The organism is Rhodanobacter sp. PCA2 (assembly GCF_013620825.1).
Classification (GTDB): Bacteria; Pseudomonadota; Gammaproteobacteria; order Xanthomonadales; family Rhodanobacteraceae; genus Rhodanobacter_A.
Genome location: NZ_NJIC01000054.1, coordinates 51,925 through 69,555, shown reverse-complemented (window position 1 = coordinate 69,555; position 17,631 = coordinate 51,925). Strand labels below are relative to the sequence as shown.

14 protein-coding genes are annotated in these 17,631 nt (G+C 60.9%); 5 read left to right on the top strand and 9 right to left on the bottom strand.

The window, feature by feature from the left end; all coding sequences use genetic code 11:
• Positions 1-73 precede the first annotated feature (73 nt).
• The 5 genes from PCA_RS16955 (at position 74) to PCA_RS16935 (ending at position 8,244) form a co-directional block, all read left to right on the top strand.
• Complete coding sequence (locus PCA_RS16955) at positions 74-1,630, top strand: type I restriction-modification system subunit M (protein WP_181303796.1); 1,557 nt, start codon at positions 74-76, stop codon at positions 1,628-1,630.
• The gene (locus tag PCA_RS16950) at positions 1,627-2,892 is read left to right on the top strand and encodes a restriction endonuclease subunit S (protein WP_181303795.1); all 1,266 of its coding nucleotides are present in this window, start codon (positions 1,627-1,629) and stop codon (positions 2,890-2,892) included. The genes PCA_RS16955 and PCA_RS16950 overlap by 4 nt, the downstream gene beginning before the upstream one ends.
• Position 2,893: 1 nt before the next feature.
• Positions 2,894-4,036 (top strand): AAA family ATPase, encoded by a 1,143-nt coding sequence (locus PCA_RS16945; protein ID WP_181303794.1) that lies wholly within the window; start codon positions 2,894-2,896, stop codon positions 4,034-4,036.
• Positions 4,029-7,130, top strand: a complete 3,102-nt coding sequence (locus PCA_RS16940; RefSeq protein ID WP_181303793.1) for a type I restriction endonuclease subunit R — start codon at positions 4,029-4,031, stop codon at positions 7,128-7,130. Before PCA_RS16945 ends, PCA_RS16940 begins: the two co-directional genes overlap by 8 nt.
• A gap of 70 nt (positions 7,131-7,200) precedes the next feature.
• Positions 7,201-8,244 carry a virulence RhuM family protein gene (locus PCA_RS16935; protein WP_181303792.1) on the top strand — a complete coding sequence of 348 codons (1,044 nt, stop codon included), beginning with the start codon at positions 7,201-7,203 and terminating at the stop codon, positions 8,242-8,244.
• Between the two features lie 3 nt (positions 8,245-8,247).
• Here PCA_RS16935 and PCA_RS16930 read toward each other — a convergent pair whose 3' ends face one another.
• The 9 genes from PCA_RS16930 to dapF all read right to left on the bottom strand — a co-directional run.
• Complete coding sequence (locus PCA_RS16930) at positions 8,248-9,111, bottom strand: phage integrase N-terminal domain-containing protein (RefSeq protein WP_181303791.1); 864 nt, start codon at positions 9,109-9,111, stop codon at positions 8,248-8,250.
• Between the two features lie 586 nt (positions 9,112-9,697).
• Positions 9,698-10,864, bottom strand: a complete 1,167-nt coding sequence (locus PCA_RS16925) for an STY4528 family pathogenicity island replication protein (RefSeq protein ID WP_181303790.1) — start codon at positions 10,862-10,864, stop codon at positions 9,698-9,700.
• Between the two features lie 425 nt (positions 10,865-11,289).
• Positions 11,290-12,183: a ribokinase gene (gene rbsK / locus PCA_RS16920; RefSeq protein ID WP_181303789.1), complete on the bottom strand. Its 894-nt coding sequence runs from the start codon at positions 12,181-12,183 to the stop codon at positions 11,290-11,292.
• 225 nt (positions 12,184-12,408) lie between these two features.
• Positions 12,409-13,023: a hypothetical protein gene (locus PCA_RS16915; protein ID WP_181303788.1), complete on the bottom strand. Its 615-nt coding sequence runs from the start codon at positions 13,021-13,023 to the stop codon at positions 12,409-12,411.
• 170 nt (positions 13,024-13,193) lie between these two features.
• A complete protein-coding gene (hslU, locus tag PCA_RS16910; RefSeq protein ID WP_181303787.1) occupies positions 13,194-14,534 on the bottom strand; it encodes an ATP-dependent protease ATPase subunit HslU in 1,341 nt (446 codons plus the stop codon).
• A 120-nt stretch (positions 14,535-14,654) separates the two neighbouring features.
• Complete coding sequence (gene hslV, locus PCA_RS16905; RefSeq protein WP_181303786.1) at positions 14,655-15,197, bottom strand: ATP-dependent protease subunit HslV; 543 nt, start codon at positions 15,195-15,197, stop codon at positions 14,655-14,657.
• Positions 15,198-15,421: 224 nt separating this feature from the next.
• Positions 15,422-16,309, bottom strand: coding sequence for a tyrosine recombinase XerC (gene xerC / locus PCA_RS16900; protein ID WP_181303785.1), 888 nt, complete (start codon positions 16,307-16,309; stop codon positions 15,422-15,424).
• 10 nt (positions 16,310-16,319) lie between these two features.
• Positions 16,320-17,006 (bottom strand): DUF484 family protein, encoded by a 687-nt coding sequence (locus PCA_RS16895; protein ID WP_181303784.1) that lies wholly within the window; start codon positions 17,004-17,006, stop codon positions 16,320-16,322.
• Between the two features lie 69 nt (positions 17,007-17,075).
• The coding region (gene dapF / locus PCA_RS16890; RefSeq protein WP_255436941.1) for a diaminopimelate epimerase at positions 17,076-17,631 on the bottom strand (556 nt) is incomplete at its 5' end.

Here is a 17,631-nt window from a genome sequence, read left to right as displayed (position 1 = left end):
ACAATACTCCATTTCCTTGGTTCAAGTCTCATGCTTGAGCCAAACCAAAAAATTGAAACAGGAAAAACTATATATGACCAGCACCGAACAACGCGCCATCCTGCGAAGCCAGATATGGAAAATCGCCAACGATGTCCGCGGCGCAGTCGATGGCTGGGATTTCAAGCAATACGTTCTCGGCACGCTGTTCTATCGCTTCATCAGTGAGAACTTCGCCAATTACATCGAGGCTGACGACGATAGCATCCAATACTCCAAGTTGCCCGATAGCGTCATCACTTCGGACATCAAGGACGACGCCATCAAGACCAAGGGCTACTTCATCTACCCCAGCCAGTTGTTCGTCAACGTGGCCGCCAGTGCCAACACCAACGAAAGCCTGAACACAGACTTGGCGCGCATCTTTGCCGCCGTTGAAAGCTCTGCCAATGGTTATCCATCAGAACGTGATATCAAAGGCCTGTTTGCCGACTTCGATACCACCAGCAACCGCCTCGGCAACACCGTGGCCGACAAAAATAGCCGCTTGGCCGCCGTGCTCAAACGTGTAGCCGAACTCGACTTCGGCGACTTTGAAGGCAACCACATCGACTTATTCGGCGATGCCTACGAGTTCCTCATCTCAAACTACGCAGCCAACGCCGGCAAATCTGGCGGCGAGTTCTTCACCCCGCAGAATGTATCCAAGCTGATCGCGCGGCTGGCCATGCACAAGCAAGTCAGCGTCAACAAGATCTACGACCCGGCCTGCGGCTCCGGCTCGCTGCTGTTGCAGGCCAAGAAGCAGTTCGACGAACACATCATCGAAGACGGGTTCTACGGTCAGGAAATCAACCACACCACGTACAACCTGGCGCGGATGAATATGTTCCTGCACAACATCAACTACGACAAGTTCAACATCCAGTTGGGCGATACGCTGCGGAACCCGCATTTCGGCGACGAGAAACCCTTTGATGCCATCGTCTCCAACCCGCCGTACTCGGTGAAATGGATCGGCAGCGACGACCCCACCCTGATCAACGACGACCGCTTTGCCCCGGCCGGCGTGCTGGCGCCCAAGTCCAAGGCCGACTTCGCCTTCGTGCTGCATGCGCTGCACTACCTTTCGGCCAAGGGTCGCGCCGCCATCGTCTGCTTCCCCGGCATCTTCTATCGGGGCGGGGCGGAGCAGAAAATCCGCAAATACCTGGTGGACAACAATTATGTCGAGAGCGTCATTTCGCTCGCGCCAAATCTGTTCTTCGGCACCACCATTGCCGTGAACATTCTGGTGCTCTCAAAACACAAGGCCGACACCACCACCCAGTTCATCGACGCCAGCGGCCTGTGCAAGAAAGAAACCAACAACAACGTGCTGCTGGACTCGCACATCGAGCAAATCATGTCGATGTTTGACAGCAAGAAGAACGTCGATCAGGTTGCTAAGTCAGCATCGTTCGAGGAAGTGGTTTCCAAAGAATACAACCTGTCCGTCAGTAACTATGTCGAAGCCAAAGATAACCGCGAAATGGTGGATATTGCCCAGCTCAATGCCGAGCTAAAAATCACCGTCGCCAAGATCGACCAGCTTAGAAAAGAAATTGATGCCGTCGTCGCAGAAATTGAAGGCGAGGAACTTGAGGCATGAGTAGCATGGACTTCTTGGACAAAATTCTGGATAACGCTGCGGTCGAGTGGAAAGCGCTTGGGGAAGTAACGTTGCCTACAGCTAATATTAAGTGGCGCGATGCGAGCCGTACCTACCGATATATTGACCTCACCTCTGTAAGCATTGAAACGAAGACAATAGTCGAGACATCAGAAATAACGCACAGCAACGCACCAAGCCGCGCGCAAAAGCTTGTTGAAAAGGATGATGTTATTTTTGCAACGACGCGTCCGGCTCAACTGCGCTATTGCTTAATTACTGATGATTACGCTGGCGAAGTTGCCAGCACCGGTTACTGCGTTTTACGCGCCAAGAAAGCAGAAGTATCGCCTAAATGGATTTTGCATTGGATCGCATCTTCTGATTTCAAGGCATATGTTGAAGAAAATCAAAGTGGATCTGCATATCCCGCTATTTCAGATGCAAAGGTAAAGGATTTCAAGATTCCCATCCCTTGCCCTGAAAACCCTGAAAAATCGCTTGAAATCCAAACAGAAATCGTCCGCATTCTGGACGCCTTCACCGAGCTGACCACCGAGCTGACCACCGAGCTGACCGCCCGAAAAAAACAATACAACCACTACCGCGACCAGTTGTTGAGTTTTGAAGACGGGGAAGTGGAGTGGAAGACGTTGGGGGATGTAACCAAGAAGTGGTACTCAGGCGGAACGCCAAAAGCAGGTGCGCCAGAGTATTACGAAGGCGGTGACATTCCATGGCTAAGAACCCAAGAGGTCAAGTTTTCAGATATTGAGAGTACCGAAGTAAAAATTACTCAGGCGGCGCTAGACAGTTCGGCAGCGAAGTGGATCCCGGAGAACTGCGTAATCGTTGCAATATCTGGTGCAACCGCAGGTAGATCTGCGATTAACAAGGTGCCGCTAACCACCAATCAGCACTGCGGCTGCCTAGAGATTGACAGCAAAAAGGCGTTGTACCGCTATGTATTTCACTGGGTAAGTTTTAATTATGAAAACATCAAGGCGCTAGGCCAAGGTGCTAGAGGCGATCTGAACTCAAGCATCATTAAAGGTTTCAAGCTCCCTCTTCCTTATGCGGACGACCCTGAAAAGTCCCTCGCCGAACAAGCACGCATTGTCGCCATCCTCGACAAATTTGATGTCCTCACCAACTCCATCAACGAAGGCCTGCCCCGAGAGATCGAATTGCGTCAGAAACAATACGAGTATTACCGCGGCCTGCTGCTGAGTTTCCCCAAGCCGGAAGTGGTAGGGGCATGACATGGGCAAGACGCTGACCGAAATCGCCCAGCAGCTGACAGACGCCAACAAGAAAGTGCAGCTGGTCTATGCCTTCAATGGCACGGGCAAGACGCGCCTGTCGCGCGAATTCAAGCAACTGATTGCGCCCAAAGCCAATGGCGAAGAGGGCGATGAGGAAGTCGATGCGCCTGAGTTATCACGAAACAAAATCCTGTATTACAACGCTTTCACCGAGGACCTATTTTATTGGGATAACGACCTGGCGGGTGATACCAAGTACAAACTGAAGATTCAGCCCAATTCTTATACCATCTGGCTGCTTACGCTACTCAAGGACCTGGGTCAAGATGGAAATATCATCCACTATTTCCAGCGTTATGCAAGCGACAAGCTAACGCCGCATTTTAGCACCGATTTTTCCGAAATCACCTTCTCCTTGGAGCGCGGTAACGAGGGGGACTCCCCTCATATCAAGCTTTCCAAAGGCGAAGAAAGCAACTTCATCTGGAGTATTTTCTACACTCTGCTGGATCAGGCTGTGACGATCCTCAATGTCGCCGAGCCGGGAGAGCGTGAGACCAGCGCTTTTGATCAACTGGAGTATGTGTTTATTGACGACCCGGTCAGCTCTCTCGATGAAAACCACTTGATTGAGTTGGCAGTCAATCTGGCCAGCCTGATCAAATCAAGTCAGTCTAATCTGAGGTTCATCGTCTCGACGCACAGCCCGCTGTTTTACAACGTACTTTTCAATGAACTGAATGGCAAGACCTGCTATATGCTGGAGCGGTTTGAAGATGGCAGCTTTACCCTCACTGAAAAACAGGGCGACTCTAACAAGAGCTTTTCCTACCATCTTCACCTGAAGCAAACCATTGAGCAGGCGATTTCCGACAACAAGGTTGAACGGTTTCATTTCACTTTGTTGCGCAACCTCTACGAGAAAACAGCTAGCTTTCTCGGCCACCCAAAGTGGTCCGAGCTGTTGCCTGATGACAAACAGCTTTATTTGAGCAGAGTCATCAATTTCACCAGTCACAGCACGCTATCGAATGAAGCTGTCGCCGAGCCAACGCCCGCAGAGAAAGCGATGGTCAAACTGTTGCTCGACCACTTGAAGAGCAGCCACCGCTACTGGCAACAGGAAGAGCAAAATGCTTGAGTACAGTAAGGCCATCGCCGAATCGAACAAATTCATCGTCCTCGACAGGTACGTCAAGGAGTGGAAGGTTGCCGAAAGCTACCAAAGCGAAGGCGACCTGGAGCGCGAGTTCATCCGGGATCTGGTCGATCAGGGTTATGAATATCTGCCCGGCCTGAAAACACAGAAAGGCTTGCTGGCCAATGTTCGTGAGCAATTGCAAACGCTAAACAGCGTCCAGTTTGCAGACGGCGAATGGGCGCGCTTCGTGGAAACCTGGCTGGATAAGCCCAGCGATGGCATCGTCGAGAAAACCCGAAAGATTCATGACGATTACATCCATGACTTCGTGTTCGACGACGGACGTATCCAGAACATCTACCTGCTCGACAAGAAGAACATCGCCCGCAACAAGGTGCAGGTGATCAAGCAGTTCGAGCAAACCGGCAGCCATGCCAACCGCTATGACGTAACGGTGCTGGTCAACGGCCTGCCGCTGGTGCAGGTAGAGCTGAAAAAGCGCGGCGTGGCTATCCGCGAAGCCTTCAATCAGGTGCATCGCTACAGTAAAGAGAGCTTCAACAGCGAGTATTCCCTGTTCAGATATTTGCAGCTGTTCGTCATCTCCAATGGCACCGACACGCGCTACTTCGCCAACACCACGCAGCGCAACAAGAACAGCTTCGACTTCACCATGAATTGGGCGCAGGCCGACAACAGCCCGATCAAAGACTTGAAGGATTTCACCGCCACCTTCTTCCAGAAGCGCACCTTGTTGAATGTTCTGCTGACCTATTCGGTGTTCGACGTCGGCAATGCCCTGCTGGTGATGCGCCCCTACCAGATTGCCGCGACCGAGCGCATCTTGTGGAAGATCAAGGGTGCCTATCAGGGCAAGCACTGGAACAGCACCGAGGGCAGCGGCTACGTCTGGCACACGACGGGATCGGGCAAGACCCTGACCAGCTTCAAGGCCGCGCGTCTGGCGACGGAGCTGGAGTTCATTGACAAGGTGTTCTTCGTGGTGGACCGCAAGGATCTGGATTATCAGACCATGAAGGAATACCAGCGCTTTTCGCCCGACAGCGTGAACGGCTCGGACAGCACGGCGGGCCTGAAGCGCAACCTGGACAAGAACGACAACAAGATCATTGTCACGACCATCCAGAAGCTCAATAACCTGATGAAGAGCGAAAACGACCTGCCGATCTACGGCAAGCAGGTGGTCTTCATCTTCGACGAGTGCCACCGTAGCCAATTTGGCGAGGCGCAGAAGAATCTAAAGAAGAAATTCAAGAGGTTCTACCAGTTCGGTTTTACCGGTACGCCGATCTTCCCGCAAAACGCGCTGGGCGCGGACACCACCGCCAGCGTGTTCGGCCGGGAACTGCACTCCTACGTCATCACCGATGCCATCCGCGACGAAAAGGTGCTCAAGTTCAAAGTGGACTACAACGATGTACGTCCGCAGTTCAAAGCCATCGAAAGCGAACAGGACGAAAAGAAGCTCAGTGCAGCTGAAAACCGGCAAGCCTTGCTGCACCCGGATCGCATCCGCGAAATAGCCCAGTATATCCTGAGCAACTTCCGGCAGAAGACCCATCGCCTGCAAGCGGGTGCCAAGGGCTTCAATGCCATGTTCGCCGTGAGCAGCGTGGATGCGGCCAAGCTCTACTACCAAGCCTTCAAGACCCTGCAGAAGGACAGCGACAAGCCTTTGAGGGTTGCCACCATCTTCTCGTACGCCGCCAACGAGGAGCAGGACGCGGTGGGTGACATCGCGGACGAAGGCTTTGAAGTCTCGGCTATGGACAGCAGCGCCAAGGAGTTCCTGAGCGCGGCCGTTGCCGATTACAACGCGCTGTTCAAGACCAGCTTCAGCGTGGACAGCAAGGGTTTCCAGAATTACTACCGCGACTTGGCCAAGCGCGTCAAAGAGCAGGATGTCGATTTGCTGATCGTGGTCGGAATGTTTCTGACCGGCTTCGATGCGCCCACGCTGAACACCTTGTTCGTGGACAAGAACCTGCGCTACCACGGCCTGATCCAGGCCTATTCGCGCACCAACCGCATTTTTGACGCCACCAAGACCTTCGGTAACGTCGTCACCTTCCGCGATCTGGAGCAGCCGACCGTTGCTGCTATCACCCTGTTTGGTGACAAAAACACCCGGAACGTGGTGCTGGAGAAAAGCTATGCCGAGTACATGGAAGGCTTCACCGATGTCGTCACGGGCGAGGCGCGACGTGGCTTCAAAGATGTGGTGAGTGAGTTGGAGCAGCGCTTTCCCGATCCGGCGAATATCGTCAAGGAATCCGACAAAAAGGCCTTTGCCAAACTGTTCGGGGAATACCTGCGCGTGGAAAACGTGCTGCAAAACTACGATGAATTCGCCAGCCTGAAAGCCTTGCAGGACATTGACACGAGCGACCCGCAGGCGGTGGAGGACTTCAAGGCGGAACGTTACCTGAGCGACGAAGATTTGGCCGTATTGCAGGCGATCCATATTCCAGTCGATCGAAAAATCCAGGATTACCGCTCCACCTACAACGACATCCGCGACTGGCTGCGCAGGGAGAAAGCCTCAGCGGAAAAAGAAAAATCCAGCATCGACTGGGATGATGTGGTGTTTGAGGTAGATCTACTCAAGTCGCAGGAAATCAACCTGGACTACATCCTGGAATTGATCTTCGAAAAGAACAAGAAGACCAAGGACAAGGTGGCTCTGATCGAGGACGTGCGCCGGGTGATCCGCGCCAGCCTGGGTAACCGTGCCAAGGAAAGCCTGGTGGTGGACTTCATCAACCAGACCGACCTGGATGGGCTGGGCGACAAGGCCAGCGTGATCGAGGCATTCTTCAGTTTTGCCCAGGCCGAGCAGCAACGCGAGGCTCAGGAGTTGATCAGCGATGAGGCGCTGAATGCAGAGGCGGCCAGACGATACATCAGCACCTCACTGAGACGCGAGTTCGCCAGCGAGAACGGCACCGAACTCAATGCCCTCCTGCCCAAGATGAGCCCGCTCAATCCGGAGTACCTGACAAAAAAGCAAAGCGTCTTCCAGAAAATCGCGGCGTTCGTCGAAAAATTCAAAGGGGTCGGTGGGCAGGTGTAATCGGCCAGAGTTATCGCACTGGCGTTAAAGCGTGTCTGGTCGACGTACAGATCACGTGGAGATACTTGGTATGAATGGCAAAAAACTGATTCGCAACAGCACAGCCGAGTTTCTGATCTTCACTGGCCAGGCCGGCGAGCAGAGCATCGAAGCCCGCTACGAGGACGAGACCCTGTGGCTGTCGCAGAAGCTGATGGCCGAACTGTTCGGGGTGGATGTGCGCACCGTCAGCGAGCACCTGAAGAACATCTTTGCCAGCCAGGAGCTCGTAACTGAGGCAACTATCCGGAAATTCCGGATAGTTCAGCAGGAGGGCCAGCGGGAGGTGTCCCGGGCGGTGGATTTCTACAACCTCGACGCCATCATTTCCGTCGGCTATCGGGTCAACTCCCTACGCGCAACGCAGTTCCGCCAGTGGGCGACCGGCGTCCTGCGTGAGTTCGCCATCAAGGGCTATGTGCTGGATCGTCAGCGCATGGAAAACGGCAGCTTCCTGGGCGAGGACTACTTCGAGCGGCTGCTGGCGGAAATTCGCGAGATCCGTCTCAGCGAGCGACGCTTCTACCAGAAGATCACCGACATCTATGCCACCAGCGTGGATTACAACAAGGACGCACCGACCACCAAGGCATTCTTCGCCAAAGTACAGAACAAACTGCATTACGCCATCCACGGTCATACGGCCGCTGAGTTGATCCGCAAGCGGGCCGATAGCAGCAAGCCGCATATGGGGCTGACTTCCTGGGCGAGCGCGCCCGAAGGCAAGATCCTGAAAACCGACGTAGCCGTGGCCAAGAACTACCTGACCAAGGATGAGTTGGATTCGTTGGGCCGTATCGTCAACGCCTATCTGGAACTGGCCGAGGATCGTGCTCGCCGCAAAATCCCCATGAGCATGGAAGACTGGTCCAAGCGGCTGGACGCCTTCCTCGAATTTGATGAACGGGAAGTGCTACAGAACAGCGGCAAGATTTCTGCGAAACTTGCCCAGACGCATGCGGAAAGCGAATTTGAGAAGTACAGAATTGTGCAGGATCGCCTGTTTGAAAGTGACTTCGACAAGGTAGTAAAAAATCTGGCAGCCGGTGAGCCGAACGCCAAAGATGACAGATGAGCCTCAGGTTCCCAGATAAATCGCCGTTACTTTCACACGTTCATGCCCGAGTTCACGGCTGATCTGCTGTCGGGCGTGTTGGTCACTCATTCGCTGGCTGCTACTGAGCTGAGTTTTCCCAGGACCACCCGCCGCCGGTGCCCGCCATCCCGTCAGCACCTCATACCGCATCTGCGCATACCGATGTCGCAGCCCATGCATGTTGCTCAGCCCTGCCGCCTTGCACTGCCCGTCGTAGACATACCGCTGCTGGATGTAGGTCTTGTGCGATGGAATCAGAGATCCCAGGCCCGCCAGACGACGGGCCTCATCCAGCACCGCACGCTGTTCCTGAGTCGTGATCGGAACTGCTCGATCGCGACCGCCCTTCGCCCACGCTCCCTTGATGGCGATATGGTCGCCACGATCAGCATATCGGGGCTGAAACTTGATGGACTCTTCCCGCCGCAAACCAAAAGCAGCTTGCAAGCGCAGGCTCATGCGGACATGAGGGTCGGTGATCCTGCCCAACCTGTCGCCAATTTCCTTGGCCTTGTTTTCATTGGTCACATAGCGGCGTTCAGGGATGCCCAACATGGTGTTGTCCGCGGGGAGGATGCCTGCCTTACCGACCTTCTCGGCCCACCAGCGCAGGTGCGCCATGCGATTCTTCAGCGTGCCGGCCGACAGGCCTTCGGATTGCCAGCGCTGCAACAGGGCTTCGACGTGCTTGCCCTTGAGCGAGGTAGCGCGCATCTGGCGGAAGCCTGCTTCGCGCAGTTGGCGGGCGGCTAGGTTCAGTGACCGCTGCCGGTCAGCCTGGGTGGCGTGGCTGCCGTCACGGTTGCGCTGGCAAAGTTGGCGCAGGGTATAGGTCAGGTCGTCCATCGCGGTGTCGTTTCATCGGTTGTCGGTACTGAGAAGCAAACGGTCAGTGTTTTTGCCAACTCGCCAAGGCGAGATCCCCGAAGGGCAAGGGCCAGGTGCTCAGTTCATCTGTGGCCTCGAATGAGGCGTCCGCCTTGCTTCCTGTGGGAAGACCGGGCGGAGGAATTGCAAGAGACGACAACGCGATGTGCTGGGATGGGGTACCTCCTGTGGTGCAGTGTGGAAAAGGTGTCGGCCGGCCGCGCGAGGTCGGACGATCAGCGACGAGCGCCTAGAGCGGGGGATGTGTGTTGCGACGATGGCGGGACGAACCACGCCGAGAATGAGAAAAGCTCTGCCCATGGGTAGGGCGGCACACAGAGCGAGCCTGGGTGTGCCTGGTTGGTTCCGTCCGGCAAACCGGGTCGGCGCTTGCAGGAACCTGCGCCAGGGTTCCGGTGTTCATACCCACCGGCAGGTCGTTGCTGGGCCAGTGTGTCGGGGCATCGTCATGTGCGCAGCCATCAATGCGATGCGGCGCCAACCCGCATTGCTGCTGCAGTTTGCCGGGCCGTCACTGCGGTGTGCAGTGACGGCCCTATCGGCCTTACGTCGCACCCAGCGGATCGAGCCTTGCAGCAGCATGCGTGTTCCCTGGGCCTGTTGGCAGCATTCCGCTGTCAGCCATGCATCCGATGATCTGCCCGATGGGCAGCGATGGCGTCTTCAGCATGCGCCGGATCTGCTCCAGATGCCGTTGCGCCACCTCGCGCGACGCAGGTTTTGCGGCTTGGTTGCTGGACGCTGGAGAAGGGGCCGGCGGCGAGCCATGCTGGCTGTTGCTGATGGCCTGCATGGGTGTCTGCTGTGGAGTGGATTTGCGCGCCGCCCAGAGCTTGAACACGCCTTCCACGGCCTTCTTGATCAACCCGTAGAGGTAAGCGATGGCGTTGTGCACGCTACCTGATTCGCAGCGCACGTCCCACTCGGCCAGCACTGCCAGGCGTTGCTCCGGAGGCAAGCCCCTGAGACGCGCGGTGAGAACCCGTTGCTGATCCTGCGGCAGTTGCCGGAAGCGGGCTGGCACATCTGACCTGGATACCTGCTCTTCGGTTGGTGAGCGGTACGTACGTACTTCTTTTAATACTTCTTTTACAGTACGTACTGCTGTCGCAGACGCCGGTACGGGTTTCGGAATGTCGCTGCTGGCTTCGGGCACGCGAGCATCAGGCGAAGTAGGACCACCAGGACTGCCCGGATCATGGTCATCGCCCCGGTGTTGCAAGCGCCTGATCCGCACTTGCATTGTTGCGGGCAGCTTTCCCAACCTGTCTGGATGGCGCATAGCCTCGTCGAGAATGGACTGTGCCAGTTGGCGAATCGTCGCACTGGCATGGCCGAGCGCCCGTTCCAGCAAGGGCAGGTAGTCCTCGTCCTCCATGCAGGCGTCGTCGAACGCAAGGGGCTGATTCCGCACCGCGTAGCGGCTGGCCATTGAGAAGCCGGTCATCGGGTTGCGGCGGTACTCGACCAGCGCAATCCACGTGGACAGCCGCAGGCACAGCACGGCCCTGGAGACGGTTTCAAGGGCAGCCCGCTTGCTGCCCGGCGCGCTCGGCAGGTACCCGCGCAGCGCGTCGTAACTGAGAACCACGGTGCTGTCGCTGCCGGCCAGCGCACGGAAAGTCAGCCAGGCGTTGCGTTCCAGTGGTGTCAGCCGCTCATCGAGCAACAGGGCTTTCGGGGTGATGATGTCCGAGGTTTGGTGTGACATGGTGAGGCTCCTATCGGTATCGGCCAACTGGCCAAAGGAGCCGTCATCTCACCCCGGCATCACCGCTGCCGCAGCCATCAATCCGAACTGCGTGCCTCCCGTTTTTTGGGGCTGAAGCAGGGTGCAACATCCTTGGTGTTCCGGGTCAGGAGGTGGGAAAATGAGCCTGTTGCAGCGCATTGGACGTTGGCGGACGTCGATGGCCGGGTTCACTGCCCCTTGATCAGGTTGTCCGCTGACACATCGCATCGGTAACGGGAGAGCGGGCAGCGTCCAAGATGGGCCATCCGCCGCTACCAAGGGACACACTTGGTACGTGGGTCCAAGAATAGGTCCAAGTACGTTGTGGGATCGCCATCACTACATTGAAAATCAATGACATGCGGCAGAAGTGCCGCTTCTGCATCGGGAAGTAGCCGGAAGCCCTAGCGCGCGAGCAGGGCTTCCACCTCGCGCGCCGAGGGCATGCCGCCTTGCGCGCCCAGCTTTGTCACCGACAGCGCAGCGGCGGCGCTGGCCTTGCGCACGGCCTGCGGCAGGCCTTCGTGGAGGAACACGGCGAGCGCGCCGTTGAAGGTGTCGCCGGCGCCGGTGGTGTCGACCACGTCGACGGCGAAGCCGGGCTGGTGTGCGGGTTCGGGGTGCGCGTCGTCGCGGTACCACGCGCCTTCGCCGCCGCGGGTGAGCACCACCGGGCACGGCGCACGGCGCATCAGTTCGCGGAAGTCCGTGTTCGCGTCGTCGCCCAGCATGGTGGCCAGCTCGTGCTGGTTCGGGGTGAGCAGGCTGGCGAGCTGCAGCCACTCGGCGGGCAGCTTCTGCGCGGGCGCGGGGTTGAGGATCACTGGCACGTTTTCGCGCCGGGCGAGGCGCAGCGTGGCTTCCACCGCGTCCAGCGGAATCTCCAGTTGCACCAGCACGGCGTCGGCGCAGGCAATGGCGGGGTGGGCGGCTTCGACCTGGGCCGGCGTGACGCGCGCGTTGGCGGCGGGCACCACGATAATCTGGTTGTCGCCTTCGGCCACGGTGATGGAGGCGCTGCCGCTGCCCACGTCGTCGAGCCGGGCCACGTGGGCGAGGTCCACGCCTTCCTGCGCCAGCCCCGCGTGCAACTGGTCGCCGAAGGCGTCGCGGCCCAGCGCACCGACCATGCTCACCTCCGCGCCCAGTCGTGCGGCGGCCACCGCCTGGTTGGCGCCCTTGCCGCCATGCGTGGTGAAGAAGCGGCTGCCGAGCACGGTCTCGCCGGGACCGGGAAAGCGCGGCGCGAGCGTGACCAGGTCCATGTTGATGCTGCCGACGACGACGATGCGGGGCATGGGGCTTCCTGAAGAGGTTCGGTTTGCGTCGAGCGTAGCTTGGGGGAGCGGGTGGGGCGAGGACGCAGGTCGGTTTGCCGTTGGACCTTTGGCGCCCCGCTGCCCGCAGCGCGGATGTTCATGAGGGCCCCCCAAGGCGACCCTGCGCGCAGGGAACGGATTACGCGCAAACAAAACGCCCGCCGATGTGCGGCGGGCGTCGAGGCGTGTCGATGAAGCGCGGGCTCAGTGCATGTGGCCGATGCCGGCGTCGCCGGGTTCCAGCGCGGGCGCGGGGCCGGCCACGGCGAGCAGGGCCTGGGCGTAGCTGTCGCCGATGCTGAGCGTGGAGACTTCGTCCCAGGCGAAGAACGAGGCCTGGCGCATCCACTCCGCGTCGGGGCTGAGTTCCTGCAGGTAGAAGCCGTCGTCCTCGACGTGGGCGAGGTGGCCGATGTAGCAGACCTCTTCCTCTTCCTCGGTGTCCACGTGCACGCCGATCACCTGCGCCATCGCGCCGGCGGCCTGCACGGCCTCGCGGATCGAATCCAGCGGGAAGCTGCGCGGCAGCTGCGGGACGATGCCCTTGAGCGCCAGCGCCTTGGCCATGAACACGTGGTGGCGTTCCGGCGATTCCAGCTCGGTGATGTCGCGATGCCGCATCACGTAGATGCCGTCCTCGGTGATGCCGTCGCCGAGCACCCAGAGCAGGACGAACTCGCTGCCGACGCCGCCCACGTAGCCGCAGAAGCTGCCGTGTTCCAGCTCGCCGCGCCACAGGCGCACCATCGTCTGCTGTTGCTGGGCCTCGCGGAGCTGGGCCCGCAGGCCGGTGGTCTTGAACTCGAGAATCTTTGCCATAGCGGGCCTATTTTAACAGAGAGCCCTCCCCCGGCTTGTTCAAAGGATGTTCCCCGAAAACTTCGTTCAACGTGCAGCTAAAAATCTTCAAAAAGGCGGGTTTTCGTATTTAGTGCCCAGCCCAGGCGCGATGGTGCCCAGGTGGGACCGTTTTTCCCCGCCGCCGGGCCTTACAGGATGTAGCGGCTGAGATCCTCGTTGCGGATCAGGTTGCCGAGGCTCTTGTCTACCTGTTCGGCGTCGATCAGGTATTTTTCGCCGGATTTGTCTGCCGCAGCATAGGAAATCTCCTCCAGCAGCCGCTCCATCACCGTGTGCAGGCGGCGGGCGCCGATGTTCTCGGTGCGCTCGTTCACCTGGTAGGCCACCTCGGCCAGGCGGTCGATGCCGGTGTCGGTGAACTCCAGGCTCACGCCCTCGGTGCCGAGCAGGGCCACGTACTGCTTGGTCAGCGCGTTGTGCGGCTCGCGCAGGATGCGCTTGAAGTCGTCCACCGACAGGGCGCTCAACTCCACGCGGATCGGCAGGCGGCCCTGCAGCTCCGGGATCAGGTCGGAGGGCTTGGCCAGCGAGAACGCGCCCGAGGCGATGAACAGCATGTGGTCGGTCTTCAGCGGGCCGTACTTGGTGGACACGGTGGAGCCTTCCACCAGCGGCAGCAGGTCGCGCTGCACGCCCTCGCGGCTGACGCCGGCGCCGCCCCATTCGGAGCGCTGGGCGATCTTGTCGATCTCGTCGAGGAAGACGATGCCGTTCTGCTCGGCGGCTTCTACCGCCTGGGCGCGGATCTCCTCGTCGTTGAGCAGCTTGGCGGCTTCCTCGTCGAGCAGCAGCGGACGCGCCAGCTTGATCGCCAGCTTGCGGTGCTGGGTCTTGGCGCCGCCCAGGTTCTGGAACATCTGGCGCAGCTGCGCGCCCATCTCCTCCATGCCGGGCGGCGACATGATCTCCACGCCCACGTTCATGGCGAAATCCAGCTCGATCTCGCGTTCGTCGAGGGCGCCCTCGCGCAGCTGCTTGCGCAGCTTCTGGCGGGTGTCGCTGTCGATCGCGGGCGCGGCCGGCGCGTCGTGGCTCCAGTCGCTCGGCGCCTGCCGGCGCGGCAGCAGGGCGTCGAGGATGCGGTCCTCGGCGCGGTCCTCGGCCTGGCTGCGCACGCGCTTGATCGCCTGCTCGCGGGTGAGCTTGTAGGCGACGTCGGCGAGGTCGCGGATGATCGATTCCACGTCCTTGCCCACATAGCCCACCTCGGTGAACTTGGTCGCTTCCACCTTCACGAACGGCGCGTTCGCCAGCGAGGCGAGGCGGCGCGCGATCTCGGTCTTGCCCACGCCGGTGGGGCCGATCATCAGGATGTTCTTCGGGGTGATCTCGTTGCGCATCGCCGGCTCCAGCTGCATGCGCCGCCAGCGGCTGCGCAGCGCCACCGCCACGGCACGCTTGGCGTCGTGCTGGCCGATGATGTAGCGGTCGAGTTCGTTGACGATTTCGCGGGGGGTCAGTTCGGACATGGAGTCACCGGAAGGTTGGTTCTTTGTCGTCATTCCGGCGCAAGCCGGAATCCAGGGTCTTTGCTTCAAGGCGCTGGGCCCCGGCTTTCGCCGGGGTGACGCCGGGGAGCGATTGCTGCGTTACGCCTGCAGCTCCTCGATGGACACGTTGTGGTTCGTGTAGATGCAGATGTCGCCGGCGATCTTCAGCGCCTTCTCCACGATGGCGCGCGCGTCGAGCTCGCTGTTTTCCATCAGCGCCAGCGCGGCGGACTGCGCGTAGGGGCCGCCGGAACCGATCGCGATCAGGCCGTGCTCGGGTTCCAGCACGTCGCCGTTGCCGGAGATCAGCAGCGAGGCTTCCTTGTCGGCCACCGCCAGCATCGCCTCGAGGCGGCCCAGGCGGCGGTCGGTGCGCCATTCCTTGGCCATCTCCACCGCGGCGCGGGTGAGGTTGTTGCCGTGCTTGTCCAGCTTCTGCTCGAACAGCTCGAACAGGGTGAACGCGTCGGCGGTGGCGCCGGCGAAGCCGGCCAGCACGTCGGCGTTCTTGCCCAGCCGGCGGATCTTGCGCGCATTCGCCTTCATCACGGTGTTGCCGAAGGTGACCTGGCCGTCGCCGCCGATCACGACCCTGCCGTTGCGGCGCACGCTGACGATGGTGGTGGCGTGGAAGGATTCCATAAAAGCTCCGAGGTTGAGCGGATCAGATGGGGTCTGCCCGCCGGGGCTTCAATGCGGAGCGAACCCGTGTGCCCCCTCTCCCCTCCGGGGAGAGGGCCGGGGTGAGGGGCCGCGCTGGCGATGGAGCTCATCGAAGCGAGCTTCAAACAGGTCCCGCGCGAGCCCCGGCCCCTCATCCCAACCTTCTCCCCAAAGGGGAGAAGGGGCAAACGCAAGAAGCGCGTTTACTTTCTCTTGGCCCTGGGATGCGCCGCGTCGTACACCTTCGCGAGGTGCTGGAAATCCAGGTGGGTGTAGATCTGGGTGGTGGCGATGTCGGCGTGGCCGAGCAGCTCCTGCACCGCGCGCAGGTCGCCGGAGGATTCCAGCATGTGGCTGGCGAAGGTGTGGCGCAGCAGGTGCGGATGCACGTGCTTGGCGAAGCCGTGCGCGAGCGCGAGCTTCTGCAGCCGGGCCTGCACGGTGCGCGGGCTGATGGCCGCGCCGCCGCGGCCGCGGAACACCGGCGATTCCGGCGCTTTGCCCTCGGCCTCGCCCAGTGCGCGCAGTGCGGCCACGGCGTGGCGGCCCACCGGCACGATGCGCGTCTTGCGGCCCTTGCCCAGCACGCGCACTTCGCCGCCGTCCATGTCGAGGTCGCTCCAGCGCAGGCCGACCAGTTCGGACAGGCGCAGGCCGGAGGAATAGAACAGCTCCAGCATCGCGCGGTCGCGCACGCCCAGCGCGCCGTCGTCGCCGGATTCGACCAGGCTGGCGGCTTCGTCCACGTCCAGCACCACCGGCAGCTTGCGGTGCACCTTGGGGCCGCGCACGCCGGCCAGCGGATCGTGCGCCAGCGCGCCTTCGCGGCTGAGCTGGCGGAACAGGCTGCGGCAGGAGGAAAGCAGGCGCTGCAGGCTCTTCGGCGCCAGCCCGGCGCGATGCTGGGCGGCGGCGAACAGGCGCATGCGGTTCGGCTCCAGCGCGGCGAAATCGCCGATGCCCTGCGCCTCCATCCAGGCCAGCAGCTTGGCGAGGTCGCGGCGGTAGCCGTCCACGGTGTGCGGCGAGGCCTGCCGCTCGCCGGCGAGGCGGGCCAGCCACGCCTCGACCTGTTGCGCCGGCGTGGTCATGGCGTCGCTTTCAGGCCAGGTCGCGCGCCCGCGCCAGCGCGGCGGTGACGGTGGCGGCGATCATCTTCAGGAACAGCGTGCCCATGCCGGGCTGGAAGCGGTCCGGGTTGTGGCTGCCGATCGCGAGGATGCCGGCGTCGCCCAGCGGCATCAGCGCGGCCGAGCGGATCGCGGCCGCGTCGTCGCCGAACAGCCGCACCAGCTTGTCCGGCGCCAGGCGGCCGGAGATGGGCTCCTGGCGTTCCAGCAGCTCGGCCAGCTCGGGCAGCTCCGCGGCGCCGCCGCCGACCTGGCGCAGCCAGTCCGAACGGGGCAGGTCCGCGTTGCTGCCGAACAGCAGCAGGCGCACCTGCTCGGTGTGGAAGTCCTCGCTGAGCCGCGCCATCACGGTGCGCGTGGTCACTTCCAGCGTGTTCGCGCGCAGCAGCGCCACGTTCAGCGCGTGCACGCGTTCCATCAGCCGTTCGTTGTCGGCGGCGATCGCGCCCAGCTCGGCGAGGCGCTGTTCCAGCTCCGCGTTCTTCTCGCGCAGCTGCTGCAGCTGGTAGGCGGCCAGCGAGGCGACCGAGCCCTGCTCGCGCGGCACCGTGAGCTGGGCCGCGAGTTCGGGGTAGTCGCTGAGGAAGGACGGGTGCTGCTTCAGGTAGGCCGCGACGGCACCTGCCTCGGTGGCGTCGTCGGACAGGGGGGCGTTCATGCGCGGTTTCCTCGGGCCGGTCATGCGGCGAGTGTGCGATGGACGCGCGCGCGGATCAATGCGCGAAGCTCAATCCGCGAGCCACTGACCCTCGAACGCGAATGCGGTCGGGCCGGTCATCCACAGCGTATGGCCGGGACCGGGCCAGTCGATGCGCAAGGCGCCGCCGGGCAGTTCCACCTGCACGCTTGCGTCCACCTCGCCGCGCCGGCGCAGCACCGCCATTGCGGCGCAGGCGCCGGTGCCGCAGGCCTGCGTCCAGCCCGCGCCGCGCTCGTGCACGCGCAGCGCGAGATGCGTGCGGTCGAGCCGCCGCACGAAGCCGGCGTTCGCGCCGGCGGCGAAGCGCTCGTGGGTGCTGAGCGCCGGGCCCAGCGTTTCCGCGGCGCCGTCGGGCAGCTCGTCGGCCATCACCACCGCGTGCGGGTTGCCCATCGACGCCGCGCCGATGTCCAGCGCGAAGTCGGCCACTTCGATCGCGTAGTGGTCCGCCTCGGTTTCCGCTGCGAAGGGAATCCGCGCCGGCGCGAACACCGGTTCGCCCATGTCCACGGTGACTTGCTGCGCATCCAGCAGGCGCACCGTCACCGGGCCGGACGGGCTCTCCAGCCGCACCGTCTCGCCC

Coding starts and splice junctions, on each gene's coding strand:
- PCA_RS16955 (WP_181303796.1), top strand. CDS start 74: ATGACCAGCACCGAACAACGCGCCATCCTGCGAAGCCAGATATGGAAA.
- PCA_RS16950 (WP_181303795.1), top strand. CDS start 1,627: ATGAGTAGCATGGACTTCTTGGACAAAATTCTGGATAACGCTGCGGTC.
- PCA_RS16945 (WP_181303794.1), top strand. CDS start 2,894: ATGGGCAAGACGCTGACCGAAATCGCCCAGCAGCTGACAGACGCCAAC.
- PCA_RS16940 (WP_181303793.1), top strand. CDS start 4,029: ATGCTTGAGTACAGTAAGGCCATCGCCGAATCGAACAAATTCATCGTC.
- PCA_RS16935 (WP_181303792.1), top strand. CDS start 7,201: ATGAATGGCAAAAAACTGATTCGCAACAGCACAGCCGAGTTTCTGATC.
- PCA_RS16930 (WP_181303791.1), bottom strand. CDS start 9,111: ATGGACGACCTGACCTATACCCTGCGCCAACTTTGCCAGCGCAACCGT.
- PCA_RS16925 (WP_181303790.1), bottom strand. CDS start 10,864: ATGTCACACCAAACCTCGGACATCATCACCCCGAAAGCCCTGTTGCTC.
- rbsK (WP_181303789.1), bottom strand. CDS start 12,183: ATGCCCCGCATCGTCGTCGTCGGCAGCATCAACATGGACCTGGTCACG.
- PCA_RS16915 (WP_181303788.1), bottom strand. CDS start 13,023: ATGGCAAAGATTCTCGAGTTCAAGACCACCGGCCTGCGGGCCCAGCTC.
- hslU (WP_181303787.1), bottom strand. CDS start 14,534: ATGTCCGAACTGACCCCCCGCGAAATCGTCAACGAACTCGACCGCTAC.
- hslV (WP_181303786.1), bottom strand. CDS start 15,197: ATGGAATCCTTCCACGCCACCACCATCGTCAGCGTGCGCCGCAACGGC.
- xerC (WP_181303785.1), bottom strand. CDS start 16,309: ATGACCACGCCGGCGCAACAGGTCGAGGCGTGGCTGGCCCGCCTCGCC.
- PCA_RS16895 (WP_181303784.1), bottom strand. CDS start 17,006: ATGAACGCCCCCCTGTCCGACGACGCCACCGAGGCAGGTGCCGTCGCG.